Origin of the sequence: Paenibacillus sp. FSL E2-0201 (assembly GCF_037963325.1) — a bacterium.
In the GTDB taxonomy this organism is placed as follows: domain Bacteria; phylum Bacillota; class Bacilli; order Paenibacillales; family Paenibacillaceae; genus Paenibacillus_AQ.
Genome location: NZ_CP150154.1, coordinates 5,902,247 through 5,920,914 on the forward strand (window position 1 = coordinate 5,902,247; position 18,668 = coordinate 5,920,914).

The following is an 18,668-nucleotide window of genomic DNA, read 5'->3' on the forward strand; positions in this document are numbered from 1 at the left end:
CCCTTCCAAATCTCATAAATAGCGGCTTTTCAGCCTTGTATACTGCATAGTTACCCCTAGTACCATAGGCCGAAACATTCTGTCGAGCGTTGTCAAAACTCCCTTCTCCCCTTTGTTTCAGAATCAAAGTCCCCGTTTATACAATGACTACAAATACAAAAAAAGGATAGGTGATATGTAATGTTAAAATGGTCCGCAATTCTACTAGTTGTAGCTGTAATCGCTGGTATATTTGGTTTCTTTAATCTTGTAGCAGCCGCTGCAGGTCTTGCAAAGATACTATTCTTCGTCTTCTTGGTTCTGTTTGTTGTTTCCCTCTTCACGGGACGCAGAGGTCGATCGATGTAGCCTCCTCCCATAAGTATCCATATATCTTATTCATCATGCAGAAAGTATAGGTCATTCGCACACAGATGTCACTTGAGAAAATAATAAAAATGTATGAATCTGGTTCATAATAAGGAGGAACTAAACATGAAAAAATTCGCCAGCATTACACTAGCCTTAGGACTTATGGCTTCAATAGCCGCTACTGCATCAGCCGCTGAGGTAACAGGTACAACTACAGACGCTACGACAGTTAATGGAAGCACTTACACTAATACTTTCGAAACGATCATTACGCCATCGGATATTACTCCAGCAACACCGCAAATTGTTCTGACCGAAAAAACAGCCTTCCACTTTTCAGTAGGCAGTATGATTCCCGCAGGCTGGCTTAGCCCTCAAATGCTTGACACTACAGGTGAAGTGATTACGGATACTTGGGGCAATGAATGGAGAGAAATTTATACTTGGCTAGGAAAAGCGTGGGTTAAGGTTCCTGTGGCTGCCAATGTAATCATGTAATTAGCTCCGAAAAGCTGATAACAAGCATAAACGCCTTCGGCGTCCCTATAAGGACGGCAAGTGTTTATGCGAGAAATATAAGGATAATTTATAGCACGGAACGTATAAATCCTTATATTTACCAAAAGATACCCCCTCAGTAGATATGATTCTACTGAGGGGGTATCTTTTGCACTTACGCCGCCTTTGTTCACCCGTCACAAACATGCGATGCTGCCGCTTCTGTGTACCTATATAATTATCGGATGACCGATCCCCCAAAGAGGAAACGATTCGTCCAAGAAGCGCTTAACTGATCTACTTTTACCCCGCCTGAAGCTACGGAATACGTATGAATAATTTGTCCATCTCCCAGATACATAGCAACATGTGATATTCTAGCCTTGGATTTATCAATCCCTGCATAAGCTGAAGCAGAATTCCCTTTATAATCCATGAAGAACATTAGATCACCGCGTTTTAAACCTGAGGTAGACGTAACCACCGTACTGTTTGATTTCACCCAATCTCCCTGTTGACGAGAATCAGCAGGTAGTTTCAAATTCAGAGCATCCATGAAAATTTGGCGAATAAAATCAGAACAATCGAAGGTACTTGTATCATTTCTGCTAGATCCAAACTCATAAGGTGTACCAAGATAGCCCATCCCTGCTGAGATTACACTCTCGATTTGGGCCGAAGCCCCAGGTGTCGAAATAGGTGGTGCTGGTGGTACCGATGGTGTTGGTGTCGGCGTTACCGTCCCAGTCCCCCCGTTACCAGCAAACGAAATATATTGATCACTTGAACTTATATATCCAATGCTACCATCAGAGGTTTGAATTTGATACCAGTAGCTGTTCGGCTCTGCCAGAAGTTGTACTTGTTCCCCCTTCTTCAGAAGTCTCAGTACTTTTCCGCTTGTAGAAGGAGTAGTTCGAAGATTCACTCCGTACTTAATAGTTCCCGTTTGTGCTGATGGTGCAGTTGGTGTACCTACTGAAGATGAATTTACGCTGATATACTTATCATCCGTGCTTGTGTAACCTACGGATCCATCTGCTGTCTTCACTTGATACCAATAGTTATTCGGTTTTGCCACAATCTGCACTTGATCGCCCTTTTGCAAATACTTCACTACTTCTCCACTTGTAGAAGGTGTGCTGCGAAGGCGAACACTTGCCTCGATGACCGCGGTTTGACCGGCTGCTGCCGCCATAACTGAATTTGATGGACTTGAGGCTGCTGCTGCATTTCCAGGAGCAGATACTCCTAAACCTGCAACAATTGCAGCTGAAACCAACAAGGATGCTGTTAATTGCTTATGTGATTTAATCATACGTTCCCCCAATACCATGATGAGATTTCAACAAAGGTGTGTACTACATTCCTTTATGCCCTCATTATAGGCTTGCCCGGGATTTGGAACATGCTCCAAATTGCACATATAATCATGCCACTTTATGGTAAAATACAGGACTAAAGTCTTGAATCCTCCTTAAATATGTTTGTTTCTTCCTTAAATTAGCATTTTTAAGTTTAATCTTTAGGTTCCACATGCACCTGCACATTCATAATATTATGCAGCTTGCTCATTCTCTCTTCGATGGAATCACTGATTTTATGACCCTCTACCACTGTAATATTTGCGTCAACCTCCACTACAACATCCACGTGCACATGGTTCCCATGCACCCGTGCCTTTACATCTTTAATTCCCTCTACTCCCGGTGTACGAGCGATCGTACTGCGGAGATCCATCAACCGATCTTCATCAAAGCCATCCGTAAGCCGATAAGTTGAGTCACGGAAAATATCCCATGCTGTCTTTAAGATAATCAGACCGACAACTACGGCTGCCGCAGAATCAATCCATGGCAGTCCGAACTGAGCACCCACAATTCCAACAGCAGCCCCAACACTAACCATAGCATCCGAAAAATTATCTTTTGCCGCTGCCATTAGTGCGCTACTATTTATCTGCTTAGCCAGCCTTTTGTTGTATATGTATACTCCCATCATTGCCACTGCACACACTAAAGCCACACCCGCAGACCATAGCTGCGGCGTTTCTTTTGCACGATCGAAAAAAGAACGCACCGCCTCCACAATGACCTGAATACCTACTACCGCCATAATAAAAGAGGCCAACAATGCAGCTACTGTCTCTGCCCGAAAATGTCCATAAGCATGGTCAGAGTCAGGAGGCTTTCTCGAAATCCGCAGACCAACCAATACGGCTGCCGATGCCACGATGTCAGTTAAATTATTGACCCCGTCCGCGACCAATGCATTAGAGGCGAATAGATAACCGCTAATCAGTTTGAATGTCGATAAAATGAGGTAAGCCGCTATGCTAACCCAAGCTCCACGCTCGCCTTTACGTATATCTTCGTAAATATCAACCATTTTGGCTATCTCCTCGTTTTCTGTTTGGTTAGAAAAGAATTCTTTCAATTATTCTTGCCCTTGTAGCAGCATTTAAAAACAATTAGAATAAAGTGAAGGACTTGCTTCGAAGGAGGTTATCATAATGAGCGAAAGCAATGAAAAAGGAAAAATCAATTTAGCTGAAGCTATCCGGCAAAAGCTGGAGCAGAAGAAACAACAATCTTCCTCCAAACCTGGATCAACTTTTCAGGCCGGCTCCGCCAAACCGCTAAAAAGTCAGAATAACAAAAAGCCTAACAACCAACGCCGTCGTACCGGCGGATCCTAGTACTATCTTATAAACATAAAAGGCTGCCTATCCCTCAGGGACAACGCAGCCTTTTATGCGTTCGTCTCCCTTTAAGGATGGGCTAGAACTCATCAAATTCATTACTGATTCTCTTTATTGTACAATTAGCCAACTGAAAACATGCGCTTTGGGAAACCTCAAGTGCTAAGGTCTCCTGTCTTGTAAGCCCCGCGTATACTCCGCGTAGAATTCTACTTGTTAATCCATGTGTGACCGCTATGACCTGCGGAGAAGAAGACACGCTATCCAGCCAGTCTGCGACACGCTCTTGAACCGCCTCGTAGCTCTCTCCGTCTGGGGAGTGAAAGTACCAATCATACATAGTAGTTCCAGTAAGTCTATTGGCCCAGTCCTGTTCAATCTCTTTGAGCGTTAACCCTGACCATGATCCGACGGATACCTCACTTAGCCTGGAATCCGTTTCTACTTTATTGAAATCGTAACCTAAGATTTCACACAAAATCTGTGTGCTTTGCAGCGCTCTCCCAAGAGGACTTGAAATCACCCTCCACTCGGAGGATTGATCTACGGAATAACGAAGCAGCCTCGCCATTTGTCTGACTTGTTCCACTCCATGCTCAGTCAGAGGTGAATCCAATTGGCCTTGGTAACGACCTTGCGTATTAAACTCGGTCTCCCCATGCCTCATAATAAAAATTGCTCTGTCCACAGCCTTCACCTACCGTTAACTTTTCGAAATTGAAATTATAAAGACAGCTACCCTAATCCTATAAGGATTAGAGTAGCTGCTTAACGGGTTCCTTCCGCTTTGAGGAAGGCAAATATTATACTTCTACAGGATACATGCGTTGGCGCATTTCCTTAATTTCAGGATTCTCCAAATACTCATCGTAAGTCATCGTGCGATCAATTACACCTGTAGGTGTGATTTCGATGATACGGTTAGCAATGGTTTGGATGAACTGATGGTCATGGGAAGTAAAGAGAATAGTCCCGTCGAAATCGATCAGTCCGTTGTTCAGTGCCGTAATGGATTCCAGATCCAAGTGATTGGTAGGTTCATCGAATACAAGCACGTTCGCACCGTTCAGCATCATTTTCGCCAACATACAGCGAACCTTCTCGCCCCCGGACAGTACACTTGCTTTCTTCAGTGCTTCTTCTCCGGCAAACAGCATCCGTCCAAGGAATCCACGCAGGAACGTCTCATCCTGATCTTTAGAATACTGACGCAGCCATTCTACGAGATTCAAGTCCACGCCATCGAAATAGCTGGAGTTGTCTTTCGGGAAATAAGCTTGAGTTGTAGTGACTCCCCATGCATATTCACCCGCATCCGCTTCTTGCTCGCCCATGATCACATCAAACAGAAGTGATTTAGGCTGAGAGTAAGGGCCCACGAAAGCAATCTTATCGCCTTTGTTAACTACAAAGCTAATTTCATCAAGAACCTTCTCACCTTCAACCGATTTGGTCAATCCGCTGATCGTCAGCAGCTGCTTACCTGCTTCACGTTCAGGTTTGAAGTTGAGGAACGGATATTTACGGTTGGATGGACGAATGTCATCCAGTGTAATTTTCTCAAGTTGTTTCTTACGAGAAGTTGCCTGTTTAGACTTGGAAGCATTGGCCGAGAAACGCTGAATAAAGGCTTGCAGTTCCTTGATCTTGTCTTCCTTCTTCTTGTTCGAATCACGCTGCAAAGCTTGAGCAAGCTGACTGGACTCGTACCAGAAGTCGTAGTTACCAACGTACATCTGGATTTTGCCAAAATCAATATCCGCAATATGCGTACATACTTTGTTCAAGAAGTGACGGTCATGGGATACGACAATAACAGTACCTTCATAATCCATGAGGAAGTTCTCTAACCAGCCAATGGATTCGAGATCCAAGTGGTTGGTAGGCTCATCGAGCAGGAGGTTATTTGGACGGCCAAACAAGGCTTGTGCCAAGAGTACCCGTACCTTCTCATTGCCGCTCAGTTCGGCCATTTTCTTATCATGTAGTTCACGCATAATGCCTAGACCGATCAGCATAGCCGCCGCATCAGGCTCTGCATCCCAGCCATTAAGTTCTGCAAATTCGCCTTCTAGCTCACCGGCACGTAGACCATCGGCTTCCGTGAAATCAGACTTCGCATAAAGCGCGTCCTTTTCTTTCATGATTTCATAAAGACGAGTGTGACCCATAATAACTGTTTCAAGTACTGGGAATTCATCGTACTCGAAATGGTTTTGCTTCAGAACTGCAAGGCGTTCACCTGGTGTTATATGAACATCACCCGTGTTCGCTTCAATCTCCCCGGACAGAATTTTCAGAAAGGTTGATTTACCAGCACCATTGGCACCAATCAAACCATAGCAGTTACCAGGGGTGAATTTTATGTTTACATCTTCGAAGAGAGCGCGTTTTCCGTAGCGGAGTGTTACGCCGCTTGTGCTAATCATTACGCATTACCATCCTTTTCACTTTAGGGTTTCGGCTCATTATAGCATAAAATCAGTGCAAAAATCCCGTGAAATAGGCATTTAAGCTGATCTCTCTCCTACGAAACTTATTCCAACTGTTTTAAGGCGACAACTTTCCAGGAGGAAATTTTTCAATTATTGTCCAGACGTGCGATTCTCCGATTGTACAACCAGTGTTTCTCCATAACTGAGCGTACGAATTCGGTTCTCAGAAATCCCGTGTTTAACTCGGGCGCTTTCCATGCGATCCAATGCTTCCCGGGCGGTATCATCAGCAAGTCTGAAGGTACCATAATGCATCGGAATCATGGTCTCCGCTCCTACATCTAGGAAGGCTTGTATCGCCTCCTCTGGATTCACATGCTGAGAGGTCATGAACCACTCCGGTTCATAGGCCCCAATCGGCATAAGCGCGATATCAATCTTATAACGGTTTCCGATCTCCTTAAAACCTGGAAAATACCCGCTGTCCCCAGCGAAATAAAGGTTCGGAGAAAGCCTCTTGTTCTCAGACTCGGCGGGCTCCAAGATATACCCACCCCAATGAGAAGTATTCGTATCCCAAGGCGTTCTCCGCGTCCAGTGCTGGGTAGGTACAAAAGTAAGCTTGATTTTTCCTAGCTTAATCTCCTGCCACCACTCCATTTCCATACAGTTGCGGAACCCTTTGCGAAGCATTTTTCGCTTCAGACCTACAGGAACTACAAGCGTCGTCCCTGCCCGATATAATTTGCGGATAGAGGCTATGTGCAAGTGATCATAATGAGAGTGCGAAATCAGAATCAGATCAATCGGCGGCACTTCACTAATCGCGATCCCAGGTTGTCCCAATCTTTTCTCAAAGCCTAGCCTTCTTGCCCAGATGGGATCTGTAATGATATTCATCCCCTCATATTGAAGGAAGAATGTTGAATGCCCAATCCACGTAATGGTAGACTCCAAACTATTCTCCGACAGATAAGATAATCTGGGCGGCGTATTTGGCACAACATATGAATAGTCCTTCTTCTTGCGACGACGCTCCTCACGCCACTGGCGAAATTCTTTTAGTGTTTTATCTGTACTTACATTGTCGACATTATGGTAACGAGTTTTAGGCATAAAGCACCTCTTCTACAGAGTTTGCCGCGCAATCCTAGCTTTAGCGAATATACTACAACTATATTGAACAGCAGCGCATTTTGCAAAATATACAAATAGCATAAGAAAGGTTCGCCCTTTTATTCATCGCATTGCAGAACTTAGCGAAATAATAGAAGTGTTATTTTGTGTTTCACGCCAGAAATGAGATAATATGTGTATAAAGTATGACGGTCCATATACCGTTCAAGGGGGAGCTACGTATGAAGATTACATTTATTGAACCGACTCCTAGTCCAAATACGATGAAGCTTCATTTGGACGAAAGTTTAGAACCCGGAATTCGCAGAACCTATACGCCAGAAAGCGAGCGTTCCGCACCTGCTTGGGCACGTGAAATGTTAACGATACCGGGCGTTACTAGCATTTATCATGCTGCTGACTTCGCAGCACTTGAGCGCAAAGGCAACGCTGATTGGGCGGCCATTCTAAGAGAAGTTCAAAGCCGCTTCGGGAGTAGTGACGGATTGACCGGAGATTGGAGCCTAGCTGACGAGGATGCCGGTGCGCATTTTGGGGAAGCACAAGTCTTCGTCCAAATGTTCCGCGGAATACCGATGCAAATCCGCGTAAAAACAGGCGCGAATGAGGAGCGCATATCCTTAGCTAACCGCTTCACGAAAGCGGTTATGGATGTAGCCAGCGCCGTAATGATCAAAGAGCGCAAGCTCACCGATTACGGCGTGCGTTATGGCGAGCCCGCGGACATTGCGCGCGAGGTCGAGCAAGAGATCGAAGCGGCGTATCCGCAGGAACGCCTCGACTCCCTCGTGCAGCAAGCCATTGCGCACGGAGCCGAAGGCGAGTTCGTCGAGCAGAGACGAACTCGCACTCAGGATGAGCTGCTGCGAGACCTGAAGCATGAGGATTGGCGCGTGCGCTACGCCGCGCTAGAGGATCTTTCGCCGACGGCGGAGCTCCTGCCGGAGCTTAAGGCGGCGCTACACGATCCCAAGCTGCATATTCGCAGGCTTGCGGTCGTGTATCTGGGCGACCTTCGCACGCCCGAGGCGATGGAGCTGCTCTATGAGGCAATGGCAGACAGTGCGCCAGCCGTAAGACGTACGGCTGGCGATACCCTGTCCGACATCGGCGATCCTGCCGCCACGCCAGTGATGACGGCGGCACTAACGGATAAGAGCAAGCTTGTCCGCTGGCGCGCGGCTCGTTTCCTTTATGAAGTCGGCACATCCGAAGCTCAAGACGCCCTCACACTTGCTGCGGATGATCCAGAGTTCGAGGTTGGCCTTCAGGCCAAGATGGCTTTGGAGCGCATCGCCTCAGGTGAAGCTGCAGCGGGCACCGTCTGGCAGCAGATGTCAGAACGCCGCCGCAATTAACAGTGAAGTACCTGATTTTGTCATTGCTTGAGATGTAAACTTGCTTTATACTAATTCCTGTTGTTTATAAATGAATGAAGTAAAGATAGCCTCGTCATACTAGGATGAGGTAGAGGTCGCGGATATAAAGAGTACGCGTGTGGAGACGTTAGAGCCGTCTATGAATCACGCCGAAAGGAATATCTGCCGAAGCCTGTGCTGTAGCTCTTACAGCGGTGCAGGCTGGGGCCGTTGCCGAAAGGCACGGAACTGTCACATTGTATAGCCTGCGTAAGTAGCAGACTGCAGTGTGTTGCGCTATCTTCACAGGGAGTATGATGCGGAGCTGTATAGATGGAGGCCGCAGACATAGTTTGCGGCTTCTTTGCGTTTACAGAATTTGTATGTTTCGTACAGTCATCCATAACCTTCTGGAAATCACGAAGTATACCTCCCGTTTTGCGGGAGTCAGCAGCTCAGCTCTCCCCGTTCATGAACAGTAAGATTAGATCATAAGGAGTGTCATATTCATGCAGGGCAATCAGCAAAACCCAGCGCAAGGCAACATGAATCAGCCTGCGCTAAAAAAATCGTTCAAAGCAAGACATTTGACCATGATCGCGCTTGGCGGATCTATTGGTACGGGTCTGTTTCTAGCCAGTGGCGGCGCGATCGCTTCAGCAGGACCTGGTGGAGCGCTTCTAGCTTATACGGCTGTGGGTGTAATGGTTTATTTTCTCATGACTAGTCTTGGGGAGCTTGCCACTTATTTACCGGACTCCGGGTCTTTCAGTACCTACGGTACTCGTTTCGTCAGTCCCGCCTTTGGCTTCGCCATCGGTTGGAACTTCTGGTATAACTGGGCGGTTACGATTGCAGCAGAGCTATCGGCGGCTACCGTCATCATTAAATATTGGTTCCCGGACAGCCCTTCCTTTCTCTGGAGTCTGGTGTTCCTACTGCTGATGTTCGGCCTTAATTTCCTATCTGCTCGTGGCTACGGGGAATCAGAATATTGGTTTGCCATTATCAAAATCATTACCGTTATCGCCTTTCTCGTTGTCGGGGTCCTCATGATATTCGGCATTATGGGTGGAGAAGCCGTAGGCTTCAGTAACTTCCAAATCGGGGGCAGCTCCTTCCACGGTGGCTTCTTCGCCTTCGTCGGAGTCTTTATGGCAGCCGGATTCTCCTTCCAGGGTACCGAGCTAATCGGCGTTGCTGCTGGTGAGAGCGAGAACCCACGCCGCAACGTTCCAATTGCGATCCGCCAAGTATTCTGGCGTATATTAATCTTTTATATCCTTGCTATATTTGTAATCGGAATGTTGATTCCTTATACGAATCCAGATCTTCTGCGCGGGGGTATCGATGATATCGGAGTCAGTCCGTTTACGATCGTGTTCAATAAGGCAGGGCTTGCAATTGCTGCATCCGTAATGAATGCTGTCATTCTAAGCTCCGTATTATCAGCCGGGAACTCCGGGATGTACGCCTCTACCCGTGTCCTTTATGCAATGGCTAAGGATGGCATGGCTCCGCGCGCACTGGGCAAGCTCAATCGCCGTGGTGTCCCTGTTGGCGCTTTGCTAGTAACTACGGCTGTCGGAATGCTCGCCTTTCTCGCTTCATTCTTTGGTGACGGAGCCGTATATAACTGGCTACTGAACGCCTCTGGTATGTGCGGATTTATTAACTGGTTGGGTATTGCGGTCTGCCATTACCGTTTCAGACGTGCTTTTATAGCACAAGGGCATTCGCTAGATGAACTACCTTACCGAGCTAGATGGTTCCCATTCGGTCCTATCTTTGCCTTAGGACTTTGTATTGTAGCTATCCTCGGTCAGAATATGGGCGCCTTCTCAGGCGGAAATATCGACTGGTATGGTATCGCCGTTTCCTATATCAGCTTGCCGCTGTTTGTCTTGATCTGGGTCGGCTATCGCTGGTTCCGGAAGAGTAATATTATTCCTTTGGATAAATGCGACCTAAGTACTCACCCAGAATAAATAGACCCGGTAAAAGTGGGTGTCTCAAAAGTAACTTTGAGCAACCTGAGTGGTGAAATATTGTAAAAAGCAAACGAAGGAGCTAAGCAGTCTGTAGACGCTTAGCTCCTTTGTTTTTGGCGTTCTCTGCAGCAAAGCTAGGTGAGTGAAATTAGGGAAAATCTCCCTAAAAGTAGATGGAAAGCTCTTTAATTGAATGGAATTAGGGAATTCCTCCCTAATAATTGGGTGAATTCTATATTTACCACCGAATAGGGTGAATTTCAGGGAGGAATTCCCTGATTATTAGTCTTAAGAGCTGAAATCACTTAATTTCCAGGGATATTTTCCCTAATTGTTAATCGGTGGTAATCCAGTTTTTAGGCATCATATATAAATCTATTCCCAAGTCACAAACACTTTGAGATCACCCGTATTGTCAAAAGCAGAACTGGAGTAAGATACATCCTCTAGTCCAAGCTTATATAGCTCCTGCAGGTCATTCTTAAGCTTGGTCCCACTCCCTTGATAACGGAATAATATAGACACCTCACCGGAGGCAATTGCCTTATTCGCTAGCCGAGTCAGATCTCCTACCGAACGTACAATTAGCTCCTCGGCATATAGCTCATAATTGAGATCCTTCTGAAGCTGTTTATAGACAGCCGCATTCTGTCCCCCACGTTCCACAAGCGCAGACAAGGTCTTATGATAACCTACAGAAGCAGCCGGATAAGACTTCGTCCAGCTATGGTCCTGACGCATCTGGGCATCCGTTCTCAAGTAGTATGCTGTGCTAACCACACCTGCCTTATCAGGTGTCGGGTCATCCCAAGTTGTGTCGAGATGATACCACCGTCCATCTAACAGCACAAGATTCCAGGCATGCAACTGGCTGCGTCCTCCAGGCTGTTTGGCTGTACCTTCAACGATTTTATTCGTGAATCCAGCCTCCTTTAACAGCTTATAGGTCAACAGCGAATACCCTTGGCAAACGGCGCTGCCACTCTTCAATCCTTCATAAGCTGTGTACTTGCGATATGAGGTATCATACTTCAGATGAAGCACCACCCAGTCGTGGATAGCCTTCACCTTCTGATGATTGTTCATGCCCGGCGTTATGATCTTCTTCAGCGCAGCCTTCACTTCTTTGTTCACAAAAGCCGTCTGCTCCAACGTCTCCAAATATTTCACTTCCACCGTAACTTTTACAGAGCTTGCGCTTCCTCGATAAGTATATCCGTAGCTGTCTATAATGTAATACAGATAAGGGTCACTAGCCATCGCTTGATCCAGCGCCGCTTGTATTTTCGTTTTCAAATTTGAAGCTTTGCTCTCATAAGTAAAAGTAATGGTCTCTCTACGATTGTTCATTGCACCCGTTAGCTTCTGCGCTACTTCGTTTACAGAACGAAGGGTGGGTGAACTCGAAGCCGCATAAGCATGACCCCAGCCCCAATAAATCATTGGTGGAATAGCAGCGAATATAATCACTCCTCCCAGAATGATCTTTACTAGTGTAAAGCGTTTTTTCCACATATATATTCCGTTCCTCCGGCTCCTATAGACTTATAATGAACCCTACCATTTAATAGATAATGAGCGTTTAGTTAAAAAAAGACTGCTCCCTGTAGAATAATTCTACTCTGAGAACAGCCTATATGCTAGAAAGATATGTTTTATTCGCTTTGCGGTGTAATAATATAGCTCTCTCCTATTACGGTTTCAAATTCCATTTCTAGCCCTACTTGTGAACCATCAGAACTTTGAATGAGCAAAGGCTGATGACTATAAATCCTGCACAGTTGTCCATGAGTCGAGGTCAGTTCTGCCTTCGTTAAGCGCCCCTCACGCCATTCTATATTTGTGATAAAGCCGCCTCGGGCTACCAACCCTTTCACACTACCGTCAGACCATCCTTCTGGAAGAGCAGGCAATAATTCAAGCCCTTCCTGATGACTCTGCAAGAGCATCTCAGCAATCCCGGCTGTAGTTCCGAAGTTACCGTCAATCTGAAATGGAGGGTGATTACCGAATAAATTGGGCAGACTTGAATCTTGCAAAATACGACGTAAACAGCTATACGCACTCTCTCCATCCTTCAAACGCGCATACAGATTAAGTAGCCAGGCTGCACTCCATCCCGTGTGTCCTCCTCCACCTTCTAAGCGCTTCTTAAGCGATAACGATGCGGCCTCCGCTAGCTCCGGTGTGGAGGAAGGACTAATTACATTCCCGGGATATAAATCATACAAATGAGAGACATGGCGATGCCCAGGCTCTTGTTCAGCAAAATCCTCATTCCATTCACGAATACGTCCGTCCGGTGCAATCCCCGGGTGGGCAAGCAGCTTTTGCTTCTGCATGAGCTCTTGACGCAGTTCATCATCGGTATTCAAAACCTCAGCAGCCTGAATACAGTGTTTAAACAATTCAGCGATGAGCGATAAGTCCATGGCTGAGCCAGCCGAGACACTGCATGGCGTGCCGTCAGCAGTCAAGAATACATTTTCCGGTGAGGTAGACAGACCCGTTGTCCATCTTCCATCAGGCAGCTCTACCAGCCAATCCAGACAAAATAACGCGGCTCCCTTTAACAAAGGATAAGCTTTGTTGCGCAAATATTCCTTATCTGGACGAAAAGCATAACGCTCCCATAGATGGCGAGAGAGCCAAACACCCCCCATTGGCCAAAATGCCCACATCGCCTTGCCGTCTGACGGAGACGTCATACGCCACAAATCTGTATTATGATGCACCGTCCAGCCACGTGCGCCATAATGAATATTTGCTGTACGGCTGCCAGCCACACTAAGCTCCGTAATAAAATCAATTAAGGGTTCATGGCATTCACCCAAACCACATAATTCGGCTGGCCAATAATTCATTTCAGTGTTTATATTGGTCGTATAATTGCTGTTCCATGGCGGCTGGAGATAGGGATTCCAGATCCCTTGCAGATTCAGAGCTTGCGTCCCCGGCCGTGAGCCAGCAATCATCAGGTAGCGGCCATACTGGAACAGCAGCGCTTCTAGCGCAGAATCTGCTTGACCTTCGCGGTACCGTGTCAGTCGCTCATCCGTGGGAAGCTCTATTTCGGAGGAAACTGGTGCAAGCGTTAACTCCACGCGCCGGAATAAGGACTGATGGTCCTCCAGATGGCGCTGCTTCAGCTCTGCATATTCAGTAGAGGATATAGCCAGTTGTTCTAGGCACATCTCCGAAGGCAGCTTACCGCCGCTTCCTGGCTTCCGGTCATACCCGGCAAAATCGGTTGCTGCAGCCAGACGGATGGTAATGGAGCGAGCACCTGTAACCGACAACATGCCGTTCGCTGCTGCACAATTACCGCCATCTGTACGGATTTTCAATCCCGCTGCGAAGCTTATGCCAAGGCCTTCTTCGTATAACACAGCACGTGGATGATCCCCTGCATAATTATCAGCCACATGCGATGGGGCACGGCCAGCCATGATCAGCATGCCGTCCGAAGTTAGCTCCGAGCAGAAAGGATGCGGCGAAGTTAGCTCCACCGAGAAATCAGGTAGAACTCCCCGCCCTTCTCTCCCTTCTGCACGAATATGAATAGCTATAAGTTCATCCGGCCTGCTGGCCAGCACTTCTCGCACAATCCTTACGTCCCCTGTCGTATAGGATACAGTAGCCAGCCCCTGAACCAAATCAAGCCCCCTCCGGTAATTCTCTACAGGACCCGCAAGATTGAACTTCATTCGCAAATCCCCGAGCGGTTGATAGGATTCGGTCCGTCTGCCTAACATCTTGGCTTCCATCAGCGCTTCTGCTTCCTTGTATTTCCCCTCCGCCACTAATTGCTTAGCCGGACCCAAATGACGTAGCGCCTCATAATTTGCTGTATCCCGCGGAAAGCCCGACCATAAGGTGTCCTCATTAAGTTGAATTAGCTCTTCTTCCGCTCCGCCAAAGATCATGCCGCCTAGTCTGCCGTTACCCACGGGCAGTGCCTCTTCCCAAACAGCTGCCGGCTGCTTGTACCAAAGCTCATCCCTTCCAGTATTTTTGCTCTCTCCCACGTACATTCCTCCTATCCTATAATTATAGATGAAAAGAAATCGGCGGGAAGCCCGGACTTTCGTTCGGACTTCCCGCCATCTACTTGCTTCTATTGTATTAGCCTTGAATTAGCAATTAATCATTCCAAAGCTTCACGCGTTGTTTAACCAGCTCTTCACGCATATCTTCAGCTTTCGTTACACCGGCTTTATCCAGTTCAGCCATGTAAGTATCCCAAACTTTATCGAAATCAGCTGGTTTGGACAAGATGGCTTCAGGAATACGTTTCCAAGTGATGTCTTTCAGCTTGTTGTCAAGAACAACAATTTCGCTATCCCCAGGAATGGTGATGTTCCAAGCTGCGCCCCAAGGCTTAACTTTGAATTCATCTTCGCTTGGGAAAAGATCTTTCCATGTTGTTGCTTTATAAGCTGCAAGTGTTTCTTTTTCTACAGCATTGTAACCTACGGTTACTTGTTCAGGGAAACGGGTTGTGTAGTAGTTACCAGTAGGGTCTAATACACCATCGCCATAGTGAGCACTAAGCAATGCGTAGTTTGATCCGACATTACCTAAACCAGTTTCCTTTTGGAAGTTGGTTGTGTCATTATATTTACGGTTGTTTACATCTTCAGGAATGACGCGTTTGCCATCTACAACGTTGTAGTGCTTGCCTTCAATACCCCAGTTAATCAATACTTGACCCTCATCGGAAGCGAGGTAGTCCAAGAACTTAATCGCACGAACCGGATCTTTAGCATCTACACTGATCCCGACTCCGCTACCGCCCATGAAGCCTGTTGGCCAGAAGGAAGCTTCTTTGTACTCCTCAGACAAGGTTACTGGATAGTGTCCATATCCTTGATCCAGCTTACCTTCCGCTTTTAAAGCTCTTTCTCCATCGCCATAACCCCAGTCTTGGTCAATCAGGCCGATAACACGGCCGGTAGCGATTTTTGCTTTATATTGGTCATACTTTTGAACGAAGCTTTCTGGATCAAGCAATCCAATATCGTTCATATGGTTGAGCCAACGGAAATATTCTTTTTCAGCAGGACGACGGAAGTGGTATGTTACTTCTTGTGTATCGATATCAATTGCATATTCACCATCGTCAGGGGAACCCGTAGTAATAAACGCTGGGTTGGTTACTGTGATGTACATGTACCAATCGTCTGCATTCAACGTTAAACCAATGTTTTTGTTACCATTTTCATCTGTAGGGTGTTTTTCAAGGTATGACTTGATTACATTCTCATAATCTTGAACGGTTTTAATTTCTGGGTATCCAGCTTCTTTAACCGCTCGGTGCTGTAGCTCGAATCCACCGCCTGCATCAAAATATTTATTATCTACACCTGCATAAGTAGGAATTGCATAAATGGCATGGTCATCATCACTATAACGAGAGCGTTTCATACCTTCTTCGCCCAATACTTTTTTGATGTTCGGAGCATATTTTTCAATCAGATCTGTAAGATCTAGCATGGCACCTGCATCTACCAGCTTACTCACGTCAGTCTTGGCACTGATCAGATCCGGATAATCACCGCTCGCTGCGATCAGCGCTACTTTTTGAGCAGGGTCACCAACCGCGTACTCAGCATTCAAGGTTACGCCTGTTTTTTCTGTGATTACTTTACCTACTTCATCTTGCATACCCGTCCAGTTTGGGTTAGGGTCAGCACTAAAGAAAGTCATCGTGAGCGGAGAAGTATCTTCAACCGCATTGGCCGCATTGGACGAATTCCCCTTATTTGTTGCATTTCCAGCTGCATCTCCAGCTGCGTTATTCCCGTTGTTGCCACCACAACCTGCGAGCATACCGAGCATCATAATAGAAGTGAGTGTAAGTGCAGTTGCTTTAGCTTTTATTTTTCTATTATTCCCCATTAATAAACCCTCCTTAAAATTGTTTATCTATCGTATCACAGATAAAACCTGTTAATACTCATTACAAAACTTACCAAGTATAAAGAAAACGGATACATAATACTCTTAAAACTTAGGGGAGACTATGCTCCCCTATAAGCTGTGATTAGCTCTTCACAGCGCCAAGTGTCATCCCTTGAACAAAGTACTTCTGAATGAACGGATAAACCAGCAATATTGGCACGGTTACGACAATCGTAATCGCCATTTTGATAGACTCTGGCGAAACCTGATTCGATGCTAGAGAAGCAATGTTGGAGCGGTAATCTCCACCATTCCCACTGGTTGTACTCTGCAGAACCTTCATCAGTTCATATTGCAGTGTAGTCAAATGTGGACTTGAACCATTATACAAATACGTATCAAACCATGCATTCCATTGGCCTACCGCTAGGAACAGCGCGATCGTTGCCAGCGCCGGCTTCATCAGCGGAAGGATGACACGCCAGTAGATAGTAAAGTCATTCGCTCCATCCAGCTTCGCTGATTCCTGCAGTGCATAAGGCAGACCATCAATGAAGGAGCGGATAACGAAGACGTTAAAGGCACTAACCAGTCCAGGTAATACATAGACTGCAAAGCTGTTCATCATATGGAGATCCTTGATCAGCATGTATATTGGAATCATTCCTCCAGAGATATACATGGTCATCGCCAAGAATGTGGAGACGAACTTGCGGCCTGCAAAATCAGGACGGCTAATCGTAAACGCCAGCATCGAGGCACTGATCAGCCCGAACAAAGTACCGACGATTGTCCGCAAAGCGGAAATTTTGAACCCGGTGATCAGTCCTGAGAAACTGAAGATTTTCAAGTAATTGTCCCAGGTAAATTCCCGAGGATAAATGGTGATACCGCCGCGCACACTATCCACTGAATCATTCAGCGAGATCGCAAGCACGTTCAAAAACGGGTAGATCGTGATTACAACCACGAACAGGATTACAAAGTAAACAATGAAGTCAAAGATCCGGTCTGACCACGACTTTCCGGTGATAGCTGTGTTTCCCACTGTAACGCTCTCCTTTCAAGAAAAGGGCAATTTTGCTGCCACGATTGTTAGAAGGGCCCTCTGTGTTACAGAAGGCTCTCTTTAGTTGTACGTTTGAAGATTCCATTAATCGTAAACAGCAGGATTACACTGATCACTGAGTTGAATATATTGATCGCGGTACCGTAGGAATATCTCGCCATGCCTAGTCCATATTTCAGAGAATACAGATCCAACACTTGAGAATAGTCGGTAACGAGGTTGTTTCCAAGCAAGAATTGCTTCTCAAAGCCGATATTTAGCAAATTACCGATCGACATAATGAGTAGCACTGTAATCGTCGGGCGGATACCAGGAAGAGTAATATGCCATACCTGGCGGAGCCTGCTGGCACCGTCCACTCGAGCCGCTTCGTACAGTTCAGGTCCAATACCCGAGATGGCCGCAAGGTAGATGATCGCATTCCATCCGGTTTCTTTCCAAACATCAGATAATGTAACGATTCCCCAGAAGAGATGGCCCTGAGCCATGAACTGGATTGGCGAGTCTATAAATCCAATTGTTAACAAGAGATCGTTTACAAGACCATTTTCGCTAGATAACATTTTAGTTACAATTCCCGCTGCAACCACCCATGATACAAAGTGAGGCAAATACGAGACGGTCTGAGCAAATCGTTTAAAAAATCCAAGACGCAATTCATTGAGCAATATTGCAAATGTTATCGGAAAGATAAAACCTGCGATGAGGCCCATTCCGCTCATCGCCAGCGTGTTCCGTAGTGCCAGTAGGAATTGCGAATCGCTAAACAGTGTCTTAAAATGTTCGAAGCCTACCCATTCTTGTTCAAAAAAGCCGCGTGCGGGCTTGTACTTTTGAAACGCCATCGTCCAGCCCCATAATGGGAGATAACTGAAGACGAATGCCCAGATCACAAAGGGTATCGACATCATCCACAAATACTTTTGATTCTTAAAGCTTCTCCAAAACCGTCCTCCTGAAGCAGGCTTTTTGTTGCGCATTCGGGTGTCCGGCGGGATTTGAGCAGTTACTGTGTCTGCTTTCATAAAGCCCCTCCTCTCTATGTCATCATTCTAAATCTTTGTAAGCGATTGCAGTACCCTATAAATTCGACTTAAAATCAGGTGAAAATTAGAGATTTTTGTCCAGGGTGAATTCTCATTTCGGCTCATCGACACAGGGGGGGCTAATGCTGCTGGCGTCTGCATTATTCTTTTGATACGGTTCATAAAACTATCTGCTGGA

At 46.3% G+C, this 18,668-nt stretch carries 15 protein-coding genes and 1 riboswitch; of the genes, 5 read left to right on the plus strand and 10 right to left on the minus strand.

Features of this window, described 5'->3' with window-relative positions:
• Positions 1 to 180 precede the first annotated feature (180 nt).
• Both NSU15_RS26580 and NSU15_RS26585 read left to right on the plus strand, forming a co-directional pair.
• Complete coding sequence (locus NSU15_RS26580) at positions 181 to 348, plus strand: DUF1328 family protein (protein WP_042131050.1); 168 nt, start codon at positions 181 to 183, stop codon at positions 346 to 348.
• A 126-nt stretch (positions 349 to 474) separates the two neighbouring features.
• Positions 475 to 849 (plus strand): hypothetical protein, encoded by a 375-nt coding sequence (locus NSU15_RS26585; RefSeq protein ID WP_042131051.1) that lies wholly within the window; start codon positions 475 to 477, stop codon positions 847 to 849.
• A 238-nt stretch (positions 850 to 1,087) separates the two neighbouring features.
• Here the strand turns inward: NSU15_RS26585 and NSU15_RS26590 are convergent, their stop codons facing one another.
• Positions 1,088 to 2,167, minus strand: coding sequence for an SH3 domain-containing C40 family peptidase (locus NSU15_RS26590; protein WP_042131052.1), 1,080 nt, complete (start codon positions 2,165 to 2,167; stop codon positions 1,088 to 1,090).
• Positions 2,168 to 2,367: 200 nt separating this feature from the next.
• Positions 2,368 to 3,237, minus strand: a complete 870-nt coding sequence (locus tag NSU15_RS26595) for a cation diffusion facilitator family transporter (protein ID WP_042131053.1) — start codon at positions 3,235 to 3,237, stop codon at positions 2,368 to 2,370.
• A gap of 124 nt (positions 3,238 to 3,361) precedes the next feature.
• On the opposite strand from NSU15_RS26595, the gene NSU15_RS26600 reads away from it, so the two are divergent.
• On the plus strand, positions 3,362 to 3,547 hold the full coding sequence (locus NSU15_RS26600) for a hypothetical protein (RefSeq protein ID WP_042131054.1): 186 nt from the start codon (positions 3,362 to 3,364) through the stop codon (positions 3,545 to 3,547).
• A gap of 82 nt (positions 3,548 to 3,629) precedes the next feature.
• Here NSU15_RS26600 and NSU15_RS26605 read toward each other — a convergent pair whose 3' ends face one another.
• The 3 genes from NSU15_RS26605 to NSU15_RS26615 all read right to left on the minus strand — a co-directional run bounded on the left by NSU15_RS26605 (position 3,630) and on the right by NSU15_RS26615 (position 7,101).
• Positions 3,630 to 4,238: a histidine phosphatase family protein gene (locus tag NSU15_RS26605; protein ID WP_042131055.1), complete on the minus strand. Its 609-nt coding sequence runs from the start codon at positions 4,236 to 4,238 to the stop codon at positions 3,630 to 3,632.
• A gap of 115 nt (positions 4,239 to 4,353) precedes the next feature.
• Positions 4,354 to 5,979 carry an ATP-binding cassette domain-containing protein gene (locus tag NSU15_RS26610; RefSeq protein WP_042131056.1) on the minus strand — a complete coding sequence of 542 codons (1,626 nt, stop codon included), beginning with the start codon at positions 5,977 to 5,979 and terminating at the stop codon, positions 4,354 to 4,356.
• A 156-nt stretch (positions 5,980 to 6,135) separates the two neighbouring features.
• Positions 6,136 to 7,101, minus strand: coding sequence for an MBL fold metallo-hydrolase (locus tag NSU15_RS26615; protein ID WP_042131057.1), 966 nt, complete (start codon positions 7,099 to 7,101; stop codon positions 6,136 to 6,138).
• A 242-nt stretch (positions 7,102 to 7,343) separates the two neighbouring features.
• Here NSU15_RS26615 and NSU15_RS26620 point away from each other — a divergent pair, with 242 nt between their 5' ends.
• Positions 7,344 to 8,480: a virulence factor gene (locus tag NSU15_RS26620; protein ID WP_339288154.1), complete on the plus strand. Its 1,137-nt coding sequence runs from the start codon at positions 7,344 to 7,346 to the stop codon at positions 8,478 to 8,480.
• A 102-nt stretch (positions 8,481 to 8,582) separates the two neighbouring features.
• Positions 8,583 to 8,788, plus strand: a riboswitch (Lysine riboswitch).
• Between the two features lie 237 nt (positions 8,789 to 9,025).
• A complete protein-coding gene (locus NSU15_RS26625) occupies positions 9,026 to 10,468 on the plus strand; it encodes an amino acid permease (RefSeq protein WP_339291476.1) in 1,443 nt (480 codons plus the stop codon).
• A 378-nt stretch (positions 10,469 to 10,846) separates the two neighbouring features.
• Here the strand turns inward: NSU15_RS26625 and NSU15_RS26630 are convergent, their stop codons facing one another.
• The 5 genes from NSU15_RS26630 to NSU15_RS26650 all read right to left on the minus strand — a co-directional run bounded on the left by NSU15_RS26630 (position 10,847) and on the right by NSU15_RS26650 (position 18,424).
• Entirely contained in the window at positions 10,847 to 11,986 is a 1,140-nt protein-coding gene (locus NSU15_RS26630; RefSeq protein WP_339243509.1) for a transglutaminase domain-containing protein, read from the minus strand.
• Positions 11,987 to 12,126: 140 nt separating this feature from the next.
• On the minus strand, positions 12,127 to 14,499 hold the full coding sequence (locus NSU15_RS26635) for a glycoside hydrolase family 95 protein (protein WP_339288156.1): 2,373 nt from the start codon (positions 14,497 to 14,499) through the stop codon (positions 12,127 to 12,129).
• Between the two features lie 115 nt (positions 14,500 to 14,614).
• A complete protein-coding gene (locus NSU15_RS26640; RefSeq protein WP_339288158.1) occupies positions 14,615 to 16,372 on the minus strand; it encodes an ABC transporter substrate-binding protein in 1,758 nt (585 codons plus the stop codon).
• Between the two features lie 145 nt (positions 16,373 to 16,517).
• Positions 16,518 to 17,423, minus strand: coding sequence for a carbohydrate ABC transporter permease (locus NSU15_RS26645; protein ID WP_339288159.1), 906 nt, complete (start codon positions 17,421 to 17,423; stop codon positions 16,518 to 16,520).
• Between the two features lie 65 nt (positions 17,424 to 17,488).
• Positions 17,489 to 18,424, minus strand: a complete 936-nt coding sequence (locus NSU15_RS26650; RefSeq protein ID WP_231574304.1) for an ABC transporter permease subunit — start codon at positions 18,422 to 18,424, stop codon at positions 17,489 to 17,491.
• Between the last annotated feature and the right edge of the window lie 244 nt (positions 18,425 to 18,668).